Origin of the sequence: Pseudomonas sp. B21-015, assembly GCF_024749285.1 — a bacterium.
In the GTDB taxonomy this organism is placed as follows: Bacteria; Pseudomonadota; Gammaproteobacteria; order Pseudomonadales; family Pseudomonadaceae; genus Aquipseudomonas.
The window spans coordinates 302,646-321,201 of the sequence record NZ_CP087196.1 but is presented as its reverse complement, the minus strand read 5'-3'; the positions used below and the strand labels follow the sequence as shown (position 1 = coordinate 321,201).

18 protein-coding genes are annotated in these 18,556 nt (G+C 60.6%); 7 read left to right on the top strand and 11 right to left on the bottom strand.

The annotated features are described in order from the left end of the window. Window positions 1–92: 92 nt before the first annotated feature. Window positions 93–1,991: an FTR1 family protein gene (locus LOY38_RS01395; RefSeq protein ID WP_258698543.1), complete on the bottom strand. Its 1,899-nt coding sequence runs from the start codon at window positions 1,989–1,991 to the stop codon at window positions 93–95. A 153-nt stretch (window positions 1,992–2,144) separates the two neighbouring features. On the opposite strand from LOY38_RS01395, the gene LOY38_RS01390 reads away from it, so the two are divergent. The 5 genes from LOY38_RS01390 to LOY38_RS01370 all read left to right on the top strand — a co-directional run bounded on the left by LOY38_RS01390 (window position 2,145) and on the right by LOY38_RS01370 (window position 6,905). Beyond that, window positions 2,145–3,542: a COG3014 family protein gene (locus LOY38_RS01390; protein WP_258698542.1), complete on the top strand. Its 1,398-nt coding sequence runs from the start codon at window positions 2,145–2,147 to the stop codon at window positions 3,540–3,542. A 207-nt stretch (window positions 3,543–3,749) separates the two neighbouring features. Continuing rightward, the gene (locus LOY38_RS01385; protein WP_258698541.1) at window positions 3,750–5,144 is read left to right on the top strand and encodes a COG3014 family protein; all 1,395 of its coding nucleotides are present in this window, start codon (window positions 3,750–3,752) and stop codon (window positions 5,142–5,144) included. Between the two features lie 15 nt (window positions 5,145–5,159). Next, window positions 5,160–5,531 carry a YcfL family protein gene (locus LOY38_RS01380; protein ID WP_223490503.1) on the top strand — a complete coding sequence of 124 codons (372 nt, stop codon included), beginning with the start codon at window positions 5,160–5,162 and terminating at the stop codon, window positions 5,529–5,531. 39 nt (window positions 5,532–5,570) lie between these two features. Further along, window positions 5,571–6,158 (top strand): penicillin-binding protein activator LpoB, encoded by a 588-nt coding sequence (gene lpoB, locus LOY38_RS01375; RefSeq protein WP_105340689.1) that lies wholly within the window; start codon window positions 5,571–5,573, stop codon window positions 6,156–6,158. Between the two features lie 3 nt (window positions 6,159–6,161). Then, a complete protein-coding gene (locus LOY38_RS01370; RefSeq protein ID WP_258698540.1) occupies window positions 6,162–6,905 on the top strand; it encodes a penicillin-binding protein activator LpoB in 744 nt (247 codons plus the stop codon). Between the two features lie 79 nt (window positions 6,906–6,984). Here LOY38_RS01370 and LOY38_RS01365 read toward each other — a convergent pair whose 3' ends face one another. The 3 genes from LOY38_RS01365 to LOY38_RS01355 all read right to left on the bottom strand — a co-directional run bounded on the left by LOY38_RS01365 (window position 6,985) and on the right by LOY38_RS01355 (window position 10,322). Beyond that, window positions 6,985–7,617 (bottom strand): LysE family transporter, encoded by a 633-nt coding sequence (locus LOY38_RS01365; RefSeq protein ID WP_258698539.1) that lies wholly within the window; start codon window positions 7,615–7,617, stop codon window positions 6,985–6,987. 213 nt (window positions 7,618–7,830) lie between these two features. After that, window positions 7,831–8,412 carry a mechanosensitive ion channel family protein gene (locus tag LOY38_RS01360; protein ID WP_258698538.1) on the bottom strand — a complete coding sequence of 194 codons (582 nt, stop codon included), beginning with the start codon at window positions 8,410–8,412 and terminating at the stop codon, window positions 7,831–7,833. Then, window positions 8,412–10,322: an ATP-binding cassette domain-containing protein gene (locus LOY38_RS01355; RefSeq protein ID WP_258698537.1), complete on the bottom strand. Its 1,911-nt coding sequence runs from the start codon at window positions 10,320–10,322 to the stop codon at window positions 8,412–8,414. Before LOY38_RS01355 ends, LOY38_RS01360 begins: the two co-directional genes overlap by 1 nt. Window positions 10,323–10,372: 50 nt before the next feature. Here LOY38_RS01355 and LOY38_RS01350 point away from each other — a divergent pair, with 50 nt between their 5' ends. Beyond that, a complete protein-coding gene (locus LOY38_RS01350) occupies window positions 10,373–10,837 on the top strand; it encodes a TIGR02444 family protein (RefSeq protein ID WP_258698536.1) in 465 nt (154 codons plus the stop codon). On the opposite strand, the gene LOY38_RS01345 is transcribed toward LOY38_RS01350, so the two are convergent. Continuing rightward, entirely contained in the window at window positions 10,834–11,931 is a 1,098-nt protein-coding gene (locus tag LOY38_RS01345) for an AlgP family protein (protein WP_258698535.1), read from the bottom strand. The two genes, LOY38_RS01350 and LOY38_RS01345, sit on opposite strands and share 4 nt — an antisense overlap. A gap of 192 nt (window positions 11,932–12,123) precedes the next feature. On the opposite strand from LOY38_RS01345, the gene LOY38_RS01340 reads away from it, so the two are divergent. Next, on the top strand, window positions 12,124–12,789 hold the full coding sequence (locus tag LOY38_RS01340) for an FKBP-type peptidyl-prolyl cis-trans isomerase (protein ID WP_258698534.1): 666 nt from the start codon (window positions 12,124–12,126) through the stop codon (window positions 12,787–12,789). A gap of 61 nt (window positions 12,790–12,850) precedes the next feature. Here the strand turns inward: LOY38_RS01340 and rsd are convergent, their stop codons facing one another. The 6 genes from rsd to hemC form a co-directional block, all read right to left on the bottom strand. Continuing rightward, on the bottom strand, window positions 12,851–13,321 hold the full coding sequence (gene rsd, locus LOY38_RS01335) for a sigma D regulator (protein ID WP_258698533.1): 471 nt from the start codon (window positions 13,319–13,321) through the stop codon (window positions 12,851–12,853). Between the two features lie 179 nt (window positions 13,322–13,500). Beyond that, window positions 13,501–14,052: a disulfide bond formation protein B gene (locus LOY38_RS01330; RefSeq protein ID WP_258698532.1), complete on the bottom strand. Its 552-nt coding sequence runs from the start codon at window positions 14,050–14,052 to the stop codon at window positions 13,501–13,503. Window positions 14,053–14,315: 263 nt separating this feature from the next. Continuing rightward, the gene (locus tag LOY38_RS01325) at window positions 14,316–15,554 is read right to left on the bottom strand and encodes a heme biosynthesis protein HemY (protein WP_258698531.1); all 1,239 of its coding nucleotides are present in this window, start codon (window positions 15,552–15,554) and stop codon (window positions 14,316–14,318) included. Next, window positions 15,551–16,705 carry a uroporphyrinogen-III C-methyltransferase gene (locus LOY38_RS01320; protein WP_258698530.1) on the bottom strand — a complete coding sequence of 385 codons (1,155 nt, stop codon included), beginning with the start codon at window positions 16,703–16,705 and terminating at the stop codon, window positions 15,551–15,553. The genes LOY38_RS01325 and LOY38_RS01320 overlap by 4 nt, the downstream gene beginning before the upstream one ends. Before the next feature lie 16 nt (window positions 16,706–16,721). Next, on the bottom strand, window positions 16,722–17,489 hold the full coding sequence (locus LOY38_RS01315) for a uroporphyrinogen-III synthase (RefSeq protein WP_258698529.1): 768 nt from the start codon (window positions 17,487–17,489) through the stop codon (window positions 16,722–16,724). Further along, complete coding sequence (gene hemC, locus LOY38_RS01310; protein ID WP_258698528.1) at window positions 17,486–18,427, bottom strand: hydroxymethylbilane synthase; 942 nt, start codon at window positions 18,425–18,427, stop codon at window positions 17,486–17,488. Before hemC ends, LOY38_RS01315 begins: the two co-directional genes overlap by 4 nt. Window positions 18,428–18,556: the final 129 nt, after the last annotated feature.

Here is an 18,556-nt window from a genome sequence, read left to right as displayed (position 1 = left end):
TGAAAAGCATCGCGGGCAAGCCCGCTCCCACAAGGTTAGCGCTGAACCTGTGGGAGCGAGCCTGCTCGCGATTGTGAGCGCAGCGAATGCTTTTAAGAAACCGGCAGACGCCGCTTCTCGGCCATCCGGCTACGGCTGTACAGCACGACGATCGCAATGATCGCCACGGCCTGAGCACTCAGCGAATACGCATCAGCGTGGATCCCCAGCCAGTCGAAGTCAAAAAACGGTACCGGCCGCGTGCCGAAGATCCCGGCTTCCTGCAACGCCTTCACGCCATGGCCGGCAAACACCACCGACAACGCGCACAGCAGCCCGGCATTGATGCCGAAGAACAACGCCAGCGGAAGTTTCGCCGAGCCGCGCAGAATCACCCAGGCCAAACCGACCAGCATAACCAGCGCCGTCGCCCCGCCAGCCAGTACGGCGTTATGCCCAGCAGGCCCGGCCTGCAACCACAGGGTTTCGTAAAACAGGATCACTTCGAACAGCTCGCGATACACCGAGAAGAACGCCAGGATCGCAAACCCGAAACGTCCGCCACCACTGACCAGACTGCTCTTGATGTAATCCTGCCAGGCCGCTGCGTGGCGACGGTCGTGCATCCACACGCCGAGCCAGAGCACCATGACGCTGGCAAACAGCGCCGTGGCACCTTCCAGCAGCTCACGCTGGGCCCCGCTGACGTCGATCACATACGCCGCCACCGCCCAGGTCGCCAGCCCGGCCAGCAGCGCCAGGCCCCAACCGATATTGACGCTGCGCACCGCCGATTGCTGGCCGGTATTGCGCAGGAACGCGAGGATCGCCGCGAGCACCAGAATCGCTTCCAGACCTTCGCGCAACAGAATCAACAGACCGGAAATATAGCTCAGCGACCAGCTCAAGCCATCGCTACCAAGCAGGCCAGCGGACTCTTTCAACTTGGCCTTGGCCACCTCCAGACGCTGCTCGGCCTGGGCCACCGGCAAGCCGTCCTGCAACGACTGACGGTAAGCCATCAGGGACTTCTCGGTGTCTTTGCGCACATTGGCGTCGACGTTGTCCAGGGAGCTTTCGACCAGTTCGAAGCCTTCCAGGTACGCCGCCACCGACAGGTCGTAGGCCTGGTCGTGATCGCCGGCACGGTAGGCGGCGATGCTCTTGTCCAACGTGGCAGCCGTGTATTCCAGCAGTTGCCCCGGGCCACGCTTGACCTGCGGCGGTTGCGCCCGTTGCGCCCGGAAGGTCGCGGCCGCTTGCGGACCTTCGGCGGCCTGCACTTCGGCTGGCGTCTGACGTGCCAGGTCAGCGATGTTGTAGGTTTTCTCGGATTTTGCCGCAGCCGGATCGGCGCTGAAGCTAGCGATATAGGTCGCCAGGTCCCAACGCTGACGATCATCCAGCTGATCGGCGAAGGCCGGCATGTCGGTGCCTTCGACGCCCATGCCCAGCGTGTTGTAGATCGCGTAGAGGCTCAGACGGTCCAGTCGCGCGGCATCGCGCAGATTGGTCGGCGGTGGTGTCATGCCGACGCCCGCCGGGCCGTCACCGGCGCCCGCATCGCCATGGCACACCGAGCATTGCTGGGCATACAGCGGCGCGCCGCGGGTTGGGTCCGGGGTGATGACCGGGGCCTGGCTGACTTCATAGGTCACTGCCAGCTTTGCCCCCAGTTGCCGCGCCTGACGGGCGACGTCCGCGCTGTCCTTGCGAGCGGCGATCGCGGTGCGCAGGCCGTTGACGCCCTGCTCCAGTTCGGCACGTTCGGGTTTGGCCGGCAAATCGGCGATCAACCCTTGCAGCGACCCCAGAAACGCCTGCTGTTCGAGATATTCAGCCTCATCAATAACCTTGCCACCCTCGACCGCCGCCGGGTAATCGGCGGCGATGTAATCGAGCAAATGCAGGGCCTTGGGCGCACCCTCTGCGGTTTCGGCCAGCGCATTGAAGCTGCAGAACGCGATCATCGGCAGCATGAGCCACGCCAGAAAACGAGAGGAGCCAGTCATGAATAAATCTCAAATGGAAATACGAAGTAACACATTGTTCACTTCCAATGAGTTTCGCTCAAGCTTTGTTGGTATTTCCCGCGCAACGGCGTGTACATTCGGCGGCAAATTGCTATCTCTTCGCGGTATCCGATCAGGGAAGAATCATCGTCCATGCGCTCCTGCCTGTTTTTCTCGCTGCTTCTGAGTCTCGCCCTGCAACTGAGTGGATGTGCCGCGTACCGAAATTATGATCAGGAAATGCAACAGACCAACGACCAACTATTGGTGGGTAACCTCCAGGGTGCGCTGGACCTGGTGGAGTTGCACAATCCCTGGGAAGACAAGGATCTGCTCTATTACTTCGAGAAAGGCGCCATCCTTAGTGTCGCCAGTGCGCTGCCGCAGAGCCAGAAAGCCTGGCGCAGCGCCGACCAGATGGTGTTCCAGCGCGAAGAAGCGGTGCCCTCCGGCGCCATGAAACTGCTCACACGGTTTGGCAATGAAATGGGCACCCTGCTGGTCAATGACAAACTGCGTCGCTATGAAGGTTACGACTACGAAAAAGTCATGTTGACCACGCAAATGGCCCTCAACCAATTAGCTGCGAATGACTTCGACGGCGCCCGCGCCGACATCAAGAAAACCCACGAACGCGAAGCGCTGATTGCCCGTCAGCGCGAGCTGCAGTACGAAGAGCTCGAGGAGCAGGCCAAGGCCCAGGGCATTGCCGTGCGCTACAAGGATCTGCAGGGCTACCCGGTGACCACGCTCGATGCGCCGGCCGTCATCGAACTGAAAAACGGCTATCAGAGTGCCTTCAGTCATTACCTGGCTGGCTTCACCTACGAAGCCCTCGGCGAACGCGATCTCGCCGCGCCGGGCTATCGCCAGGCAATTGAATTGCGCCCGAACCTGCCGCTTCTCGAGCAGGCGCTGCGCAATCTAGACAAGCCGCCGGCAAAAGCCGATGAAAGTGATGTGTTAATCATCGTCCAAAGCGGCCTGGCGCCGGCACGCAGCTCGGTGCGCGTGCCGATTCCGGTACGGCTGAACGAAAACCTGGTGATCGTTGCCCCGATTTCTTTCCCGGTGATGATCCAGGACACCATCACGCCAACGTTCGACCACATCATCGTCGATGGTCGCAAACGGCCGCTGACCGCACTCAACAGCGTCACCGACATGGCTTTGCGCACCTTGCGTGATGACATGCCCGCCATCATCTCGCGGGCCATGTTCCGCGCCAACATGGCGGCAATCGGCCAGGCCGAGGAAAACGAACGCAACCCGGCCAAAGCATCGCTGGTGGTCACCCGCGAAGACCCATTCGAGGAGGCCGACACCCGCACGTGGCGCACCCTGCCGGACAAAACCCTGGTCGCGCGTCTGCGGCTGAAAAAAGGTGAACACCTGTTCAACGCGCCGAACGCGCCCGGCACCGCACCGGTTACCCTGCGCATCGACCGCGACTTTCAAGTCATCAACCTGCGCACAATAAACACCGTGACATTCGTCGTCGGAAGGACTTATGTGCAAACCTCGCCAGCGCCGGTATCAGGCCAGAAATAAGCAATGGCACAGTTGTGAAAACATGTAATTAAAAAGCCATTACATAGCCAGCATCCCTGTTTATAATGCCGCGCCTTCGTTATTTCGATATGGCATTTAAGCTCCTCTTTTTATGAGGAATTGGCAGGACGCCAACAGCCCTGCCGATAGGTCCCAACAGCCCGACCAGCACGCGTGGCTGCTTAACTCAGGGAAGAAGTACCCCCTATGGCCTCCCGCGCCCTTACCTCGATCGCGCTCAGTGCTGTCACCTTGCTCTCCGGCTGCTCGGCTTTTCGTAACTACGACTCCGAACTGGCACAGACCAACCAGCAACTGGCTGCCGGCAACGTCGATGCCGCCTTGACCCTGCTGGAAAAGAACAACACCGGCGCCGACAAAGACCTGCTCTATTACTTCGAGAAGGGTGAACTGCTGCGCGCCAAGGGCGATTTGTCCGGCAGCCAGAACGCCTGGACCAGCGCCGATCAGGTGGTGGGCAAGTGGGAAGACTCGGTCAAGCTCGACACCGACAAGTACCTGGCCCAGTTCGGCAGTTTTCTGGTCAACGACAAGGTCCGTCGCTACGAAGGCTACGACTACGAAAAAGTCATGCTGACCACGCAGATGGCCCTCAACCTGCTGGCGGTGAATGACTTCGACGGCGCGCGCACCGCAATCAAGAAGACCCACGAACGTGAAGCGGTGATCGCCGACTTGCGCGACAAGGAATACCTCAAGAGCGAAGAGCAGGCCGAGAAAGAAGGCGTCAAAACCCAGTACAAGGATCTTCAGGGTTATCCGGTGGCCAGCCTCGACGCGCCGGACGTGGTCAGCCTGAAAAACAGCTACCAGAGTGCGTTCAGCCATTACCTGGCCGGTTTCGTGTATGAAGCCCTGGGCGAGAAAGACCTGGCCGCACCGGGCTATCGCAAGGCCGCCGAGCTGCGCCCGAACACGCCGCTGCTGGAACAGGCGCTGGTGAATCTCGACAAACCCGCCAAGGACGAGGACAGCGACATCCTGATCGTCGTGCAAAGCGGTCTGGCGCCGTCCCGCGACTCCATCCGCATTCCGCTGCCGTTGCCGATCAGCAACAACGTGGTGATCACGCCGCTGTCGTTCCCGATCATCAAACCGGATACCTCCACCGCCACCTTTGCCCAGATCGGCGTGGACGGTCAGCAACTGAACCTGACTCAACTCAACAGCACCACCGCCATGTCCCGCCGCGCATTGCGTGACGACATGCCGGGGATCATCCTGCGCACCACCGTGCGGGCGATCACCCGTGGCGTGGCACAGAAGCAGATCAACGAAACCAACCCGCTGGCGGGTCTTGCAGTCGGTATCTCTTCAGCCGTGCTCGAAGGTGCCGATACCCGTACGTGGCGCACCCTGCCGGACAACACTCAAGTAGTGCGTCTGCGCTTGAAGAAAGGCGAGCACCAAGTCACCCTGCCGAGCGCCGTGGGCGGCTCAGTGGTCAAGGTCACTGTGGATCAGCGCTATCAGGTCATCAGCCTTCGCGCCGTGGGCAATCAGGTATTCGCCAGCGGCCTGGCCGCTCACGTGATCCCGAGCGCCAACCCGACCGCCGTGGCCAGCCTCAAACAACCTTAAGAACGGAGTCTTTGCATGCGCTTCAAACTCATCGCTGTCGTCGCCCTGGCCTTGCTGGCCGGCTGCGCCACCCCGCCACCACCGGAACCAGGCAGCGCTGCCAGCAAGGTCGTGGCCATGGGCAAGCTCAAGAACATCGTGGTCGGCGCCATGCGCGTGGCCCGGGAAAACGGCTTCATGACGGTCAATGTGCAGCTGAGCAACACCAGCTACAACAACAAGACCTTCTACTACCGTTTTGCCTGGCTCGGCCCTGAAGGTTTCCCGGTTGCAGAAGAAGAGACCTGGAAAAGCCAGATGATGTACGGCGAGCAGACCAGTTTCATTCAGGCCATTGCGCCAACCGCCAAAGCCGTGGATTTCCGTCTCGAAATCAAAACGCCTTAAGCTCGACACCCTATTCGTTCAGTTCTAGAGAGCATTCCCATGTTTGCACGCTTTTCATTCATCGCCGTCATCGCCCTCCTGGCCAGTGGTTGCGCCAACACTTCGCCGACGCTGGGCAGTAAAAACATCAGCTACGGCGACACCAAGGCTGTGGAAACCGTGACCAACGAGTTCGGCTCCACCGACCTGCAGATGATCGCCGAATCCATGACCCGCTCCCTGGCCCAGTCCGGCATTCTGCAAGGCCGCCCGGTGGTTCAGGTCTACGACGTGAAGAACAAGACCAGCGAGTACATCGATACCCGCGAAATCACCACCAGCATCAAGACCCAGCTGATGAAAACCGGCGTGGCCCGTTTTGCCAGCGACAACACCGCCATGCAGAGCCAGGTCGACCAGCTCAAGCTGCAAAACCAGAGCGGCCTGTACAAGAAGAGCACTGTGGCCAAGACTGGCAACATGATCGCCGCCCAATACCGTCTTGAAGGTTCGATCAGCTCGATCGTCAAGCGCAGCAGCGACTACAAGGACGTCTTCTACAAATTCAGCCTGCAATTGATCGACGTTGAGAGCGGTCTGGCCGAGTGGATGGACGAAAAAGAGATCCGCAAAACCACGGAGCGTTAATCGATGCGCACATGGATTGGCATGATGGCCCTGGCTTGCGCGTTCAGCGTGCAAGCGGCCCCGAAAGTCGCAGTGGCTGACCTGGCCTATCAGGAACGGGTGGAGCAATACGTCCACACTATTTCGGCCCAGAGCAACCACAGCCAGAGCTATTACGGCGCCAGTGGTTCGTCCAGTTACGAAGAGTACGAAGCAACCAGCAGCTACATCGAGCAAGGTGAGTTACGCAAATTCACCGGCGACATCAAGGGCGAGATTCTGCGCACCGGCATGTTTCAGCTGGTGCAGGGCACGCCTTACACAGCATCGTCCAAAGGTGACGTATATGACGTGATCAAGCGCATCAAGGCCGGTAGTTTCAAGGGTGCCGACTACGTGCTGTTCGGCACCGTGTCCGACATCGACTTCACCCGCGACATGAACGAGCTGGCCAACACCGACAGCTATTCGGCGGTGCTGGGGCTGACGCTGGTGGCAGACTTCAGCCTGATCAACACCAAGACCTTTGAGATCACCTCGGCCTTCACGGCGATGGGCGAAGGTCAGGACACCAAACTGGTGAATGGCCGGGACATTCGGGTTTCCCTGAACCGCCCACGGGTGGTGCGTGACGTGTCCAAGGCGCTGGGTGAAGACGTGGCCGCGCAACTGAGCCAACAGCTCGGTGGCGGTGGCTACGAGCAACCAGGGCAAGCGCCACTGCGCAACAACCTGCCGCGGGATACGGCACCGGTGATTCTGCACTGATCTCAGGCTGGCCACAAAAAGCTCCCAGCCACCATAAAAAAGGCGACCTCGATAGGTCGCCTTTTTTGTGCCTGAGGTTTTATACCGCCGCTTTGCGCAGGGTCGCCATGAACGCCGCCGCGCCGATGAACAGTCCGGCAAAGGTACGGCTCATGCGCTTCTGCTGCTTGGGCGTGCGCAACAAACGCAGGACCTTGGCCGCCAGCCCGGTGTAGCCGGCCATGACGATCAGATCGACACAGATCATGGTCACGCCGAGGATCAGGTACTGGGCTACCAACGGCTCGTGGGGGTCGATGAATTGCGGCAGCACCGCAAGCATGAACACCAAGGCCTTGGGATTGCTGACGTTCACCAGAAAACCGCGGAACACCAGCGCCATCGGCTTGCCGATCTGCCGAATGGCAGCGTCGTCGCTCATCTCGCCAGGCAGCGCGCGCCATTGTTTGACCGCGAGGTAGACCAGGTAGGCCACGCCGAACCATTTGATCACGTAAAAGGCAGTGGCGGAGGCCGCGAGGATTGCGCCGACACCGGCAGCGACGATCACAATCTGCAACGCCAGGCCCAGTTGCAGGCCCAGGGCATTCCAGTAACCGCGCCAGAAACCGTAGCGCAAACCGCTGGACATCGACGCAATGGCGCCGGCACCGGGGGAAAGACTGATCACCCAGCAGGCGGCAAAAAACGCCAGCCATGTTTGAAGCACCATTGCACACCTCGACTCAGACCCGTGACAGACGTCTAAGCTAATGCGCCTTTGGGCCGATGACTACCGATTTTTTATAGGACGTGGCGGCTGCCGAACAGCGTTTACGGCAGTAGGGCCCCTTCGCGAGCAAGCCCGCTTGTGTCTTGCGCAGGAATTAGACTGAGGGTGAGAGCGGGCTTGCTCGCGAAAGCGGTGTATCAGGCAACAGAAGGCTTACTTTTCGAACCCGTTCGAAGGGAATGCATCAGTACCGCGCCAGCGTCGAACCGAGCGCTGGAAGAACAGGCTGTTGGGCACTTGCACCATGGCGCTGCCGGTACCGAGCTCTTCGGCTTCGATCAACGTGGTGTAGAGCAGATTGATCGCCACCACCCGGCCTTTGACGCCGGGCTTGTCGGTAGTGTCCACCAACTCGACCACATCGCCGATACGGAATGGGCCGACGGTGAAGATCAGGATCGCGCACAACAGGTTGGAGAGCACACTCCACATGGCGAAAAACGCCACGGCGGCCACCGCAACGAAACCGGATAATGCCGTCCAGAGCACCGTTGCCGACACCCCAAGGCGTTCCAGCACAAAAATCAGCGCACTGCCCATGATCAGCCAGCGCAAACCGCCACGCAGCGGCAGCAAAAACTGCGGCGGAAACGGGTAGCGCTCGCCCAGGCGAGTCAGGCATTTAGCGACGACGCGCTGGGCGATATAACCGGCCAGCAGGATCAGCAGGATTTGCACGACCAGCCAGATCGGCTCGACCCACATCGCCGGCAACGGCAGCTTGAAGGCCTCCATCAAGACAGGGCCTCCAGCTCCGCCTGCATGCTTTCGAGCAATTCGAGCGCTTCCATCCAGGCCTCTTCCAGTTCGGCTTCACGCACCTTCAGCCTGGCCTGTTCGGCCAGCAGATCACGCAATTCGTTCTTGCGCGCCGGCTCGTAAATATCGCTGTCACCGAGGCTGGCGTCGATTTTCGCCAGTTTTTCGTGCAGTTTGCCCAGCTCGGCCTCGAGCTTGTCGGCCTCGCGCTTGTGCGGTGCCAGTTGCTGACGCAACGCGGCGGCGGCCTGGCGCTGAGCTTTCTTGTCGGTCTTGTCCGGGTTGACCGGGGTGTTGCTGACCGGCGTATTGCGCTGACGGTATTCCACCAGCCAACGGGTGTAGTCTTCCAGGTCGCCGTCGAACTCCTCGACCTTGCCGTCGGCCACCAGATAGAAATTGTCGGTGGTGCTTTTGAGCAGATGACGATCGTGGGAGACCACCAGTACCGCGCCACTGAATTCCTGCAAGGCCATGGTCAGCGCCAGGCGCATTTCCAGGTCCAGGTGGTTGGTCGGTTCGTCGAGCAGCAACAGGTTCGGCCGCCCCCAGGCGATCAACGCCAGGGCTAGACGGGCCTTCTCACCGCCGGAGAAATTCAGCACCGGCTCATCGATGCGCGCCCCACGGAAGTCGAAACCGCCAAGGAAATCGCGCAGGGTCTGCTCACGCTCGGTTGGCGCCAGGCACTGCAAATGCAGCAACGGGCTGGCCTTGGAGTCAAGGGAGTCGAGTTGATGCTGGGCGAAGTAGCCGACCACGGTGTTCTCGCCCCGGGTCAGTCGGCCAGCCAATGGCTCGAGTTCACCGGAGAGGTTTTTGATCAGGGTCGATTTACCCGCACCGTTAGGGCCGAGCAAACCGATCCGCGCCCCGGGGGTCAGTTGCAGCTTGACCTTCTCCAGCACGGTTTTGTCGCCGTAACCCAAGCGCGCATCCGACAGGTCGATCAACGGGCTGGAGATTTTCTGCGATTCGCGGAAGACGAAGTCGAAGGGTGAATCGACGTGGGCGGCGGACAGTTCCTCCATCCGCTCCAGCGCCTTGATCCGGCTCTGGGCCTGACGGGCCTTGGTGGCCTGGGCCTTGAAGCGGGCGATGTAGCTTTCCATGTGCGCACGTTGTGCCTGTTGCTTCTCGTAGGCCTGCTGTTGCTGGGCCAGACGTTCGGCACGGGCCCGCTCAAACGCTGTATAACCACCGCGATACAGGGTGATCTTGCGTTGGTCGACGTGGGCCACGTGATCGACCACGGCATCGAGGAAATCGCGGTCGTGGGAAATCAGCAATAAGGTGCCGGGATAGCTTTTGAGCCACTCTTCGAGCCAGATGATGGCATCGAGGTCCAAGTGGTTGGTCGGTTCGTCGAGCAGCAACAGGTCTGAAGGGCACATCAAGGCCTGCGCCAGGTTCAGACGCATCCTCCAGCCACCGGAGAAATCTCCTACCTGTCGATCCATCTGATCGTTGGTGAACCCAAGGCCTGCCAACAACTTGCGCGCCCGGGCGTCGGCGGTGTAGCCATCGGCGCTGTCGAGTTCCGAGTGCAGGCGGGCCTGAGCGGCACCGTCATGCGCCGCTTCGGCTGCCGCCAGGTCATGTTGTACCTGGCGCAGGCGCAGGTCGCCATCGAGCACGTAGTCGACCGCCAGGCGTTCGAGCGTGTCGACCTCCTGGCGCATGTGGGCGATGCGCCAGTCGGCCGGCAGAAAGCAGTCACCCGAGTCCGGGTGCAGCTCGCCCCGAAGCAAGGCGAACAGGCTCGATTTGCCGGCGCCGTTGGCACCGATGAGGCCGGCTTTGTGGCCGGCGTGCAGGGTCAGCTCGGCGTCTTCTAGCAGACGTTGCGGGCCACGCTGTAAAGTCAGGTTCTGAAGTCGAATCATAATGGCGGCGGAGTCTACCAGCTTCGCTCGCAACTGGCGCGAGTAGCACTATGTCCTCTGACCTGTGGAGCTTTTCCCTCGACACTTACGCCCGTCCCGGCGTTGAAGACGCCTGCCTGCAATTGCAGTCGGCGGGGGTGAACGTGTGCCTGCTGCTCTGTGGATTGTGGCTGGGACAGCGGGGCGTCGCCTGTAACGAACAACGATTGCAGCAACTTCGCGATGTGGTCACCCCCTGGGACGCGGATGTCGTGCGACCGCTACGGGCGTTGCGCAGGCAATGGAAAGCCGACGCGGCGGAGGACGCCGAACTGAATACGTTGCGCGAGCAAGTCAAAACACTGGAACTGGAAGCCGAGCGGCAACTGTTGTTGCGGCTGGAACGACTGGCGCAGGGCTGGCCGCAGGATGAGACGAACGATCTCTCGACCTGGCTGGAAGGTATGGCGGCAGGCGCCGCCAACCTGGACCGCGACGCGCTGCATCAGCTGCGCGTCGCGGTAACCGGCACTTAGGAAGCGCTGGTTGGGGTGGTGCTCGACGACACGGCTGGCGTTGGCGCAGGCGAAGCTGTCGAGGTAGTGGCTGCCGGGACCGCCGCAGCCGGAGCCGGGGTTGCTGGCTTGGCAGCAGGTGCGGCAGTCGGCTTCGCAGCAACTACTGGCTTTTTCACGGCTGGCTTGGCGGCAGGTTTTACAGCCGGTTTGGCAGCGGCACGTTTGGCTGCTGGTTTCGCTACAGCTGGCTTGGCGGCAGTGGCTGGCTTGGCAGCGACGGCAGGTTTCGCAGCAGCAGGTTTAGCGGCGGGTTTCGCCGCCGGTTTTGCAGCAGGCTTGGCAGCAGCTGTTTTAGCCGTGACAGGTTTGGCGGCTGGCTTGGCAGCTGGTTTTACGGCGGCAGTTTTGGCTGCTGGTTTAGCGGCCGGTTTTGCAGCTGCGGTTTTCGCCACGGCGGGTTTGGCAGCGGTGGTTTTTGCAGCAGGTTTAGCAGCAGCTGTTTTGGCAGCAGCTGGCTTGGTGGCAGGTTTGGCAGCCGCCGTTTTAGCTGCTGGTTTCGCAGCGCTGGCAGCGACTGTTTTTTTCGCCGCAGGTTTTGCTGCGGCTTTTACCGGTGCTTTGGCAGCCGGTTTGGCGACAGGCTTGGCCGGTGCTTTTGCAGCAGCCGGTTTGGCAGCGGCTTTCTTCGCAGGTGCCGCAGTAGGCTTGGCCGAACGCAGGGACAACGCCTTGCCGACAGCCTCTTGAACACGACCGACGCCCTGGGCCAGTTTCAGGCTTTCTTGAGCGTCGCGTTTGAGTTGCAGGATGTAGCTGCGAGTTTCGGACTGACGATTCTTGAGGGCGTCGAGCAGGTCCTCAAGTTCTTTCACCGCCTCTTTGGCCTTGGCTTGTGCCTTGGCTTTGCCGGCCGCCGCAGCGTCCTGCAATTTGGTGCGAGACTTGTGCAGTTTTTCCTGCGCTTTTCCGCGCTGCTTTTCCAGTTTGGCGAGCAGTTTTTCAGCATCAGCCAAGGCTTGGGAACAAGCGTTTTCCAAATGCTCGAGCAGGCTGCCCGAGAGTTGTTGGAGTAAGTGCAACGGAGTATTTACTGGCTTCTTGGTGGCCGACATGGTTTACCTCCTGGCTGACGTGAATGCGGCTCATACTAGACCTCTGCTGCAACCGCCGCTAGGGCATGTTGACAGTATCGAAAGCGCTACGTTGCAACGAAGTAAAAATGTTCTGCACTTACGCAAAACCAGTTCACCTTCGAGCGCATTCACACTGGCATAATCCTGCGCATCTCAGGTCGGAGAGTGCCCATGTCGCGCTACCTTTTTTTATCGCTGTGCGTGTTTTTTCCCATGGCTCAGGCCGCCGAAAAAACCTCCACGAATGACGCTCACGATCTCGCTTACAGCCTGGGTGCGAGCCTTGGCGAACGCTTGCGCCAGGAGGTTCCGGATCTGCAACTTCAGGCGCTGCTCGACGGTTTGCAGCAAGCCTATCAAGGTAAGCCGCTGGCACTGAAAGACGAGCGGATCGAACAGATTCTTGCCGAGCACGAAGCACAGACTGCCGAGCAACCCGCAGTCGCGCAAAGCGAAGTCGCCCTCGAAAAGGAACGGCGTTTTCTCACTGAAGAAAAAGCCAAACCAGGGGTTCGCGAACTGGCGGATGGAATATTGCTGACAGAGCTGGCGCCGGGCACCGGCGCCAAGGCAGGTCCGAACGGCAAAGTGCAGGTGCTGTATATCGGTCGCTTGCCTGACGGCACAGTGTTCGACCAGAACAGCCAGCCGCAGTGGTTCAGTCTTGATAGTGTGATCACGGGCTGGCGCACTGCCTTGCAAAACATGCCGGTCGGCGCGAAATGGCGCCTGGTGATTCCATCGGCGCAAGCGTATGGCGCCGACGGTGCCGGCGACTTGATCGCGCCGTTCACACCGCTGGTATTCGAAGTCGAATTGCGTGGTGCGACAAGCTGAATGCCAGAAACGAAAAACGGTGCGCATTGCGCACCGTTTCCAGTTTCTGGCCAGGAAGGGTTCAGGCCTGAACCGAACTCTCTTCCTTGTGGGCGGTATGCAGCACTTCGATCAGGCAGTCTTCCAGTTCGAAGCGTTCACGCAGTTGGCTGCCCAGCTTTTCCAGCGCTTCGGCGAAACGCTCGGTGTCGTTGCAGTCACCCTTGTGACAATGATCATTGAAGGACAGAGCCATCTCGGTGCTCACGTCGATACGCGGGTTGATCTGCTCAACCAGCTCAAGACCGCCATCGTCACCAAAGGCCTTGGCCTCATTGACCAGATGCTCACTTACTTCGAAGTGCCAGGCAGAAACGTAATCGACAAGAATCTCGCAGAACCGACCGTTCAAGGACTTGTCGGCGAAAGCCGGTTTGGCATCTCGCAAGTCGCGGAACGCCTTTACCAACTCTTCACGCTCCTGTAGCCAGCGGTCAATGAGCTTATGAACCCCACCCCAGCGTTCCTGAGCATTCTGACAACTATCTAACATGGCGATCTCTCTTCCCTAATGGGTCATGCCGTTCTACACCTGCAACAAGACTCGGTATATCCGGTTTGGCTCAGACAGAACAGCAACGAGCAACATAATTCCAATGACACGTGCGGGCCAGATTATGCCCGCACGCCTATGGCTTCAAGGTACGCAGGAGATAAAGTTCATACAAGTGTTTAATCGCCCGCCAGTACCCGGTGCGACGACTCGCCGCCGAGCGGTCGCTGACACGCGATCCAGACAAGGCGCAGCAACTGATACCCGCCCAGGATCATCATCGCAACGAAGAACAGCAGGCTCCATTCCGGGATGCTCAGGTCGAACAGCGTCCAGGAGATTTCCGCGCAGTCGGCGGTGCCCTTGAACATTCGCTGCACGACACACAACCAGGGCGTACTGGCGAATAGATCGGCCAGATTGGGTGAGCACGCCGATAACTGATGCACCGGATCACTCTGCAACACGACCTGCCGCCACGCCGTGACGGTACCCGCCAGACTGCAAAGCAGGCCCAGCAGCCAATACAGGAACGATCCGAAGCGGCCAGGCCCCTGCACCGAAGCCGTCAAACAAATACCCGTGAGCAGCGCCAGGCAAAACCGCTGTAGCAGGCACAACCCGCAAGGCTTGAGGCCGACCGAATATTCCAGGTAATAGGAAACGCCCAAGGCCAGGGCACCTGCAATGAAAACCATGAAAAACAAGGAGCGTGAGCAGGCCAAAGACATGGCTTTTCCGTAACTGTAGAGACAAGCGGTTACGGTAGAGGAAAGCACGGCAGCCTTTCAAGGCAGGCCAGCACGGACACTTCACCAGAAGTGTAGGGAATTCCCGACAGAGTCGAGAGGATAAGATGTAATCCGCTGTAGGACTTTGCCGGCGAAGGACTACAGCGCAAAAACAGTGTTGGATTCGGAGCGACTGCGCTCTTAATAACAAGATCAAAAGATCGCAGCCTTCGGCAGCTCCTACGTAGGCCCGGCGACAGGTCTCAGGCGTGAGCCGGCAGCGGCAGCGGTGCCGACAGCAAGCGCTCGTCCAGCAGACCCAAGCCCTCCTGGAACAGCTGATTACTGCGTTCGGTGTCACCCAGTTGCGCCAGCAACCGCGCCAGTTCGGCGCAGGCCTCAGGATTGCGCTGCACGCGCAAGCTGTTCTCCAGATAATCCCGGGCCTTGCCCCATAGACTGCTTTGCAGACACAGGCGGCCCAACGTCAGCAACAGGCTCGGATCGGCCGGATGATCCTTGAGCCAACCTTCGGCGGTGTGCAGTTGCCTGGCCGGATCGCTGCCGCGAACCAGACCGTACAGCCGTGCCAGATGACTGTCGTATTGGCGCTTGAGAGCCGCACGCAGAACCTCTTCGGCCTCGACCTGCGCGCCCAGTTGCCGCAATTGCTCGGCATAGGCCAGCACCAGTTGCGGTTCCTGGCGCTGAGCGGCGGTGAGCTGCTGCCAGGCGCGATTGAGCGATTGCAAACCGACCGTTCCGTCCTCTTCCCGGTGTGCCGCCAGAGAAAGATTCTCACCCCAGGCGCGGCGCTCCAGTTCAGCCAGCTCGGCCGTCGGCAGCACCTTGTCCTTGCGTAACTCCGGCAACAAGCGAATCACTGCCGACCAATCGCCCCTCTGCTGATGCAGGCGTTGCAACTGGCGCAAGGTCTGGACGTTGTGAGGATGACGCTCGTGCATGGCTTGCAGGGTCACCAGGGCGCCTTCAGTGTCGCCGCGGTCGGTCTGCAATTGGGCATGGCTCAAGGCAATCGCCAACTCGGCCTGGGGCTGGCGCTCCAGCGCGCGCTCCAGCAGGTTGTCGCTTTCCTCATAGTGACCTTGTTCGTTCGCGGCACGGGCAGCCCCCAGGTAATAGAGCAGCGGTTGCCGTTCGGCTTCCGCTGCGCGATACAAATGACGCTGCGCACTGGCCCAACGGCCCTCGGCCAGATCCAGCTGGCCGTGCTCGATCGCCACTTGCACCCGCCGACTGCGATTGCGTCGCGACCATGGATTGACCACTCCACCGGAAGTCGTCACCAGCTCGATCAACGCCTTGATGCCCCAGAACACCAGCCACAGCACGGCCACCAGGGCCAGGGTGGCCCACAGGCTCGATTCGTAACGGAAGGTTTTGTAGGCAATCAGCACGTAACCGGAATGCTCGGCAATCGCCAGCCCCAGCGCCGCGGCAGCGGCGATGACCACGAACACGATCACATAGAGGCGCTTCATGGCGTCGCCTCCTGCGCGGCGTTCGCAGTCGGTTTGACCAGAGGTTTCACCGAGTCCTCGGCGTTGACATTGCGCCGCTCAAGGTAGGCCTGAACCGCGCTCAACGTGCCCGTCAGATCTGGCGTGACCACTATGACCGGCTGCTTGCTCAATTCGCCCACCTGCTCCAGCATGATTTTGCTCTGCGGGTTGTCCGGGTTGAAGTTGCCCTTGAGCACGTCCCGCGCCTCGGCCAGCGCCTGGGTGTAAACCGCGGCCTGGCCATTGAGCGCGGCCCACTGCGCCTGCTCCAGCGCCAGGCTCAGGGCCAGACGCACCTGGCTCAGGCTCTGCCCTGCCAGCAACGGACGGACATTCTTGTCGGCGTTGAAGTCGATGCGGATATAACGCGAGATCTGATCCCACCATTGCGCCCAGCGACTGGCACCGTCGCCATCGGCAGTCAGGCCCAGCAGGGATTCGCCACGGTCCTTGTACTCAGGCGCCAGCTCGGTGAGGTTGATCACCTGATCGCGCAAGGCGCCCAGTCGCAGGAACAACCCGGTGCGATCCGGCTGTTCGGTACTGCGTAGCGCTACCAACGTTTTGGCCACTTGCTCGCGGGCGGCAAATGAGCCCGGGTCGTTCTGTTCACGGAGAATTTCATCGGCGCCCTGCACCAGGGCCTGGGCGCTGCTGATGTCCTGCAACGCCGACAGACGCAGGCTGGCCAGACGCAGCAAATGCTCGGCTTCGGCCAAACGCCAATCCTTGCGGCTGGCGCCGAGGACGGTTTCCAGGCGTTGATTCAAGCGTTGTTGATCACCCTGAAGTTGAGTGACCAAGCGACTGCGCGCATCGAGTTCTTCGGCGGCAGGCATTTGTTCGAGGCGAGCGGTCAGACGCTGCTCGTTGAGCTTCAGGCTCTGCGCCTGATCGTTCAACGCCTGTACCTGACTCAACTGTTGCAGGTTATTGGCTTGCAGGTGACGCACCTGCCAGACTCCCCAACCGCCCACGGCAACACCGGCAGCGCCCAACAGCAGCGCGATGATTGCCAGCCCATTGCCTCGGCGCGGCTCAGTAGCAGGTAGCCCGGTTTCAACCGGTGCTTCTACCGGCGCATCGAGCACCGGCTGGACGTCATCTTCAGGCAAGGCTGTTTTGCTCACGTATCCATCCTTTGCATTAGAAAACGGGTACGGGGTGCTCCCGTAACGCCGTCAGCAAGGCCGCGGCACTGGCGCCACGACAATCCACAACTGTTTGGGCCCCGGCGGCACGTGCCAGCTCGGCGACCCTGGGGCTTGGAACAAACAACGGCAACCGTGCCATGAGCGGCCAGGCATCGCCGGCCAATCGGTGCAGGTGCTCAAAACCCTGTCCACTGCTGACCACCAGCCCGTTCAAGCGTTCCGCTTCGATCCGCTCAGGCAGCGTCGCTGGCGGGTACTGCGGCAAACCGCGTCGGTACAACTCCAGATACTCGACACTAGCACCAAGCTCGCGTAAACGCTCAGCCAGCAACTCGCGCCCACCCTCCCCGCGCATGATCAGCACCCGTGCATCGGGTCGGACGATAGCCTCGCGCAACTGTGGAAGTTCAAGCAAGGCTTCGCTGTCATCGCCGTCGACCGGGAAGCTCACATCCAGCCCGTTATCCTCAAGGATCTGCGCCGTCGCCGCGCCCACGCTGAACCACTTCAGAACCGGTGGTTGCGGCCCGTGCCGGTTGAGCAGATCGACAGCGATTCTGGCGGCCGGTTTGCTGACCACGATCACCGCGCAATAGCGATTCAGATTCTGAATCACTTCGAGCATTTTGGCAGAGGCAGGAATCGGCTCGATGTCCAAAAGCGGCAGGCTGCTACTGAAAACCCCCGCTTCGGTCAGCACACCGGCAAGCGCCGCCGACTCATCCGCAGGGCGTGTCAGCAACAGGCGCCAGCCAGTCACTCGTGCCCTGCCTCGCCATAGATTGCTTTCAGAATCTCGTCGGCGCCCTGACTCAGCAGGTCTTCAGCCACTTTAACGCCCAAGGCCTCGGCATCAACCCGTGGTGCACGAGCCTCGGCACTGAGCAACAGGCCACCGCTCGGATCGCCCACCAAACCACGCAACCAGATCTGCTCACCTTCAAGCACCGCGTAGCAAGCGATCGGTACCTGGCAGCCGCCATTCAGATGCTTGTTGAGTGCACGTTCGGCGGTCACGCGGGTGGCGGTGTCCTGATGATGCAGCGGCGCCAGCAGCGCGTGGATTTCAGTATCGACGCTGCGGCACTCGATACCGACCGCGCCCTGGCCACCGGCCGGCAGACTGTCTTCGACACGGATGGCTGACGTGATGCGGTCTTCGAAGCCCAGGCGAATCAAACCCGCCGCGGCGAGGATGATGGCGTCGTATTCGCCGGCATCGAGCTTGGCCAGGCGAGTGTTGACGTTGCCGCGCAGGAAGCGGATTTCCAGGTCCGGGCGACGGGTCAACAGTTGCGCCTGGCGGCGCAGGCTGGAGGTCCCGACAATGCTGCCCGGCGGCAACTCATCCAGGCTGGAGTAAGTGTTGGAAACGAACGCATCGCGCGGGTCTTCGCGCTCGCAGATGCAGAACAGACCGAGGCCTTCGGGGAAGTCCATCGGCACGTCTTTCATGGAATGCACGGCGATGTCGGCTTCGTTTTCCAGCAGCGCGGTTTCCAGTTCTTTGACGAACAGGCCCTTGCCGCCGATTTTCGACAGAGGCGAATCGAGCAGCTTGTCGCCGCGACTGACCATGGGCACCAGCGTCACGAGCAGACCCGGATGGGCCTGTTCCAGACGAGCCTTGACGTATTCGGCCTGCCACAGGGCGAGAGCACTTTTGCGGGTGGCGATGCGGATTTCGCGAGAGGACATGGATCAATCCGTACTGAATAGATACGGCGGATAATAACAGCTCAGCCAAATCCACTTTGACTTGTATCAGAAACTGCATGGCCTCCCTGGCCTTCAATGCCCAGAAACAGGGTAGAAATCCGCCCCGAA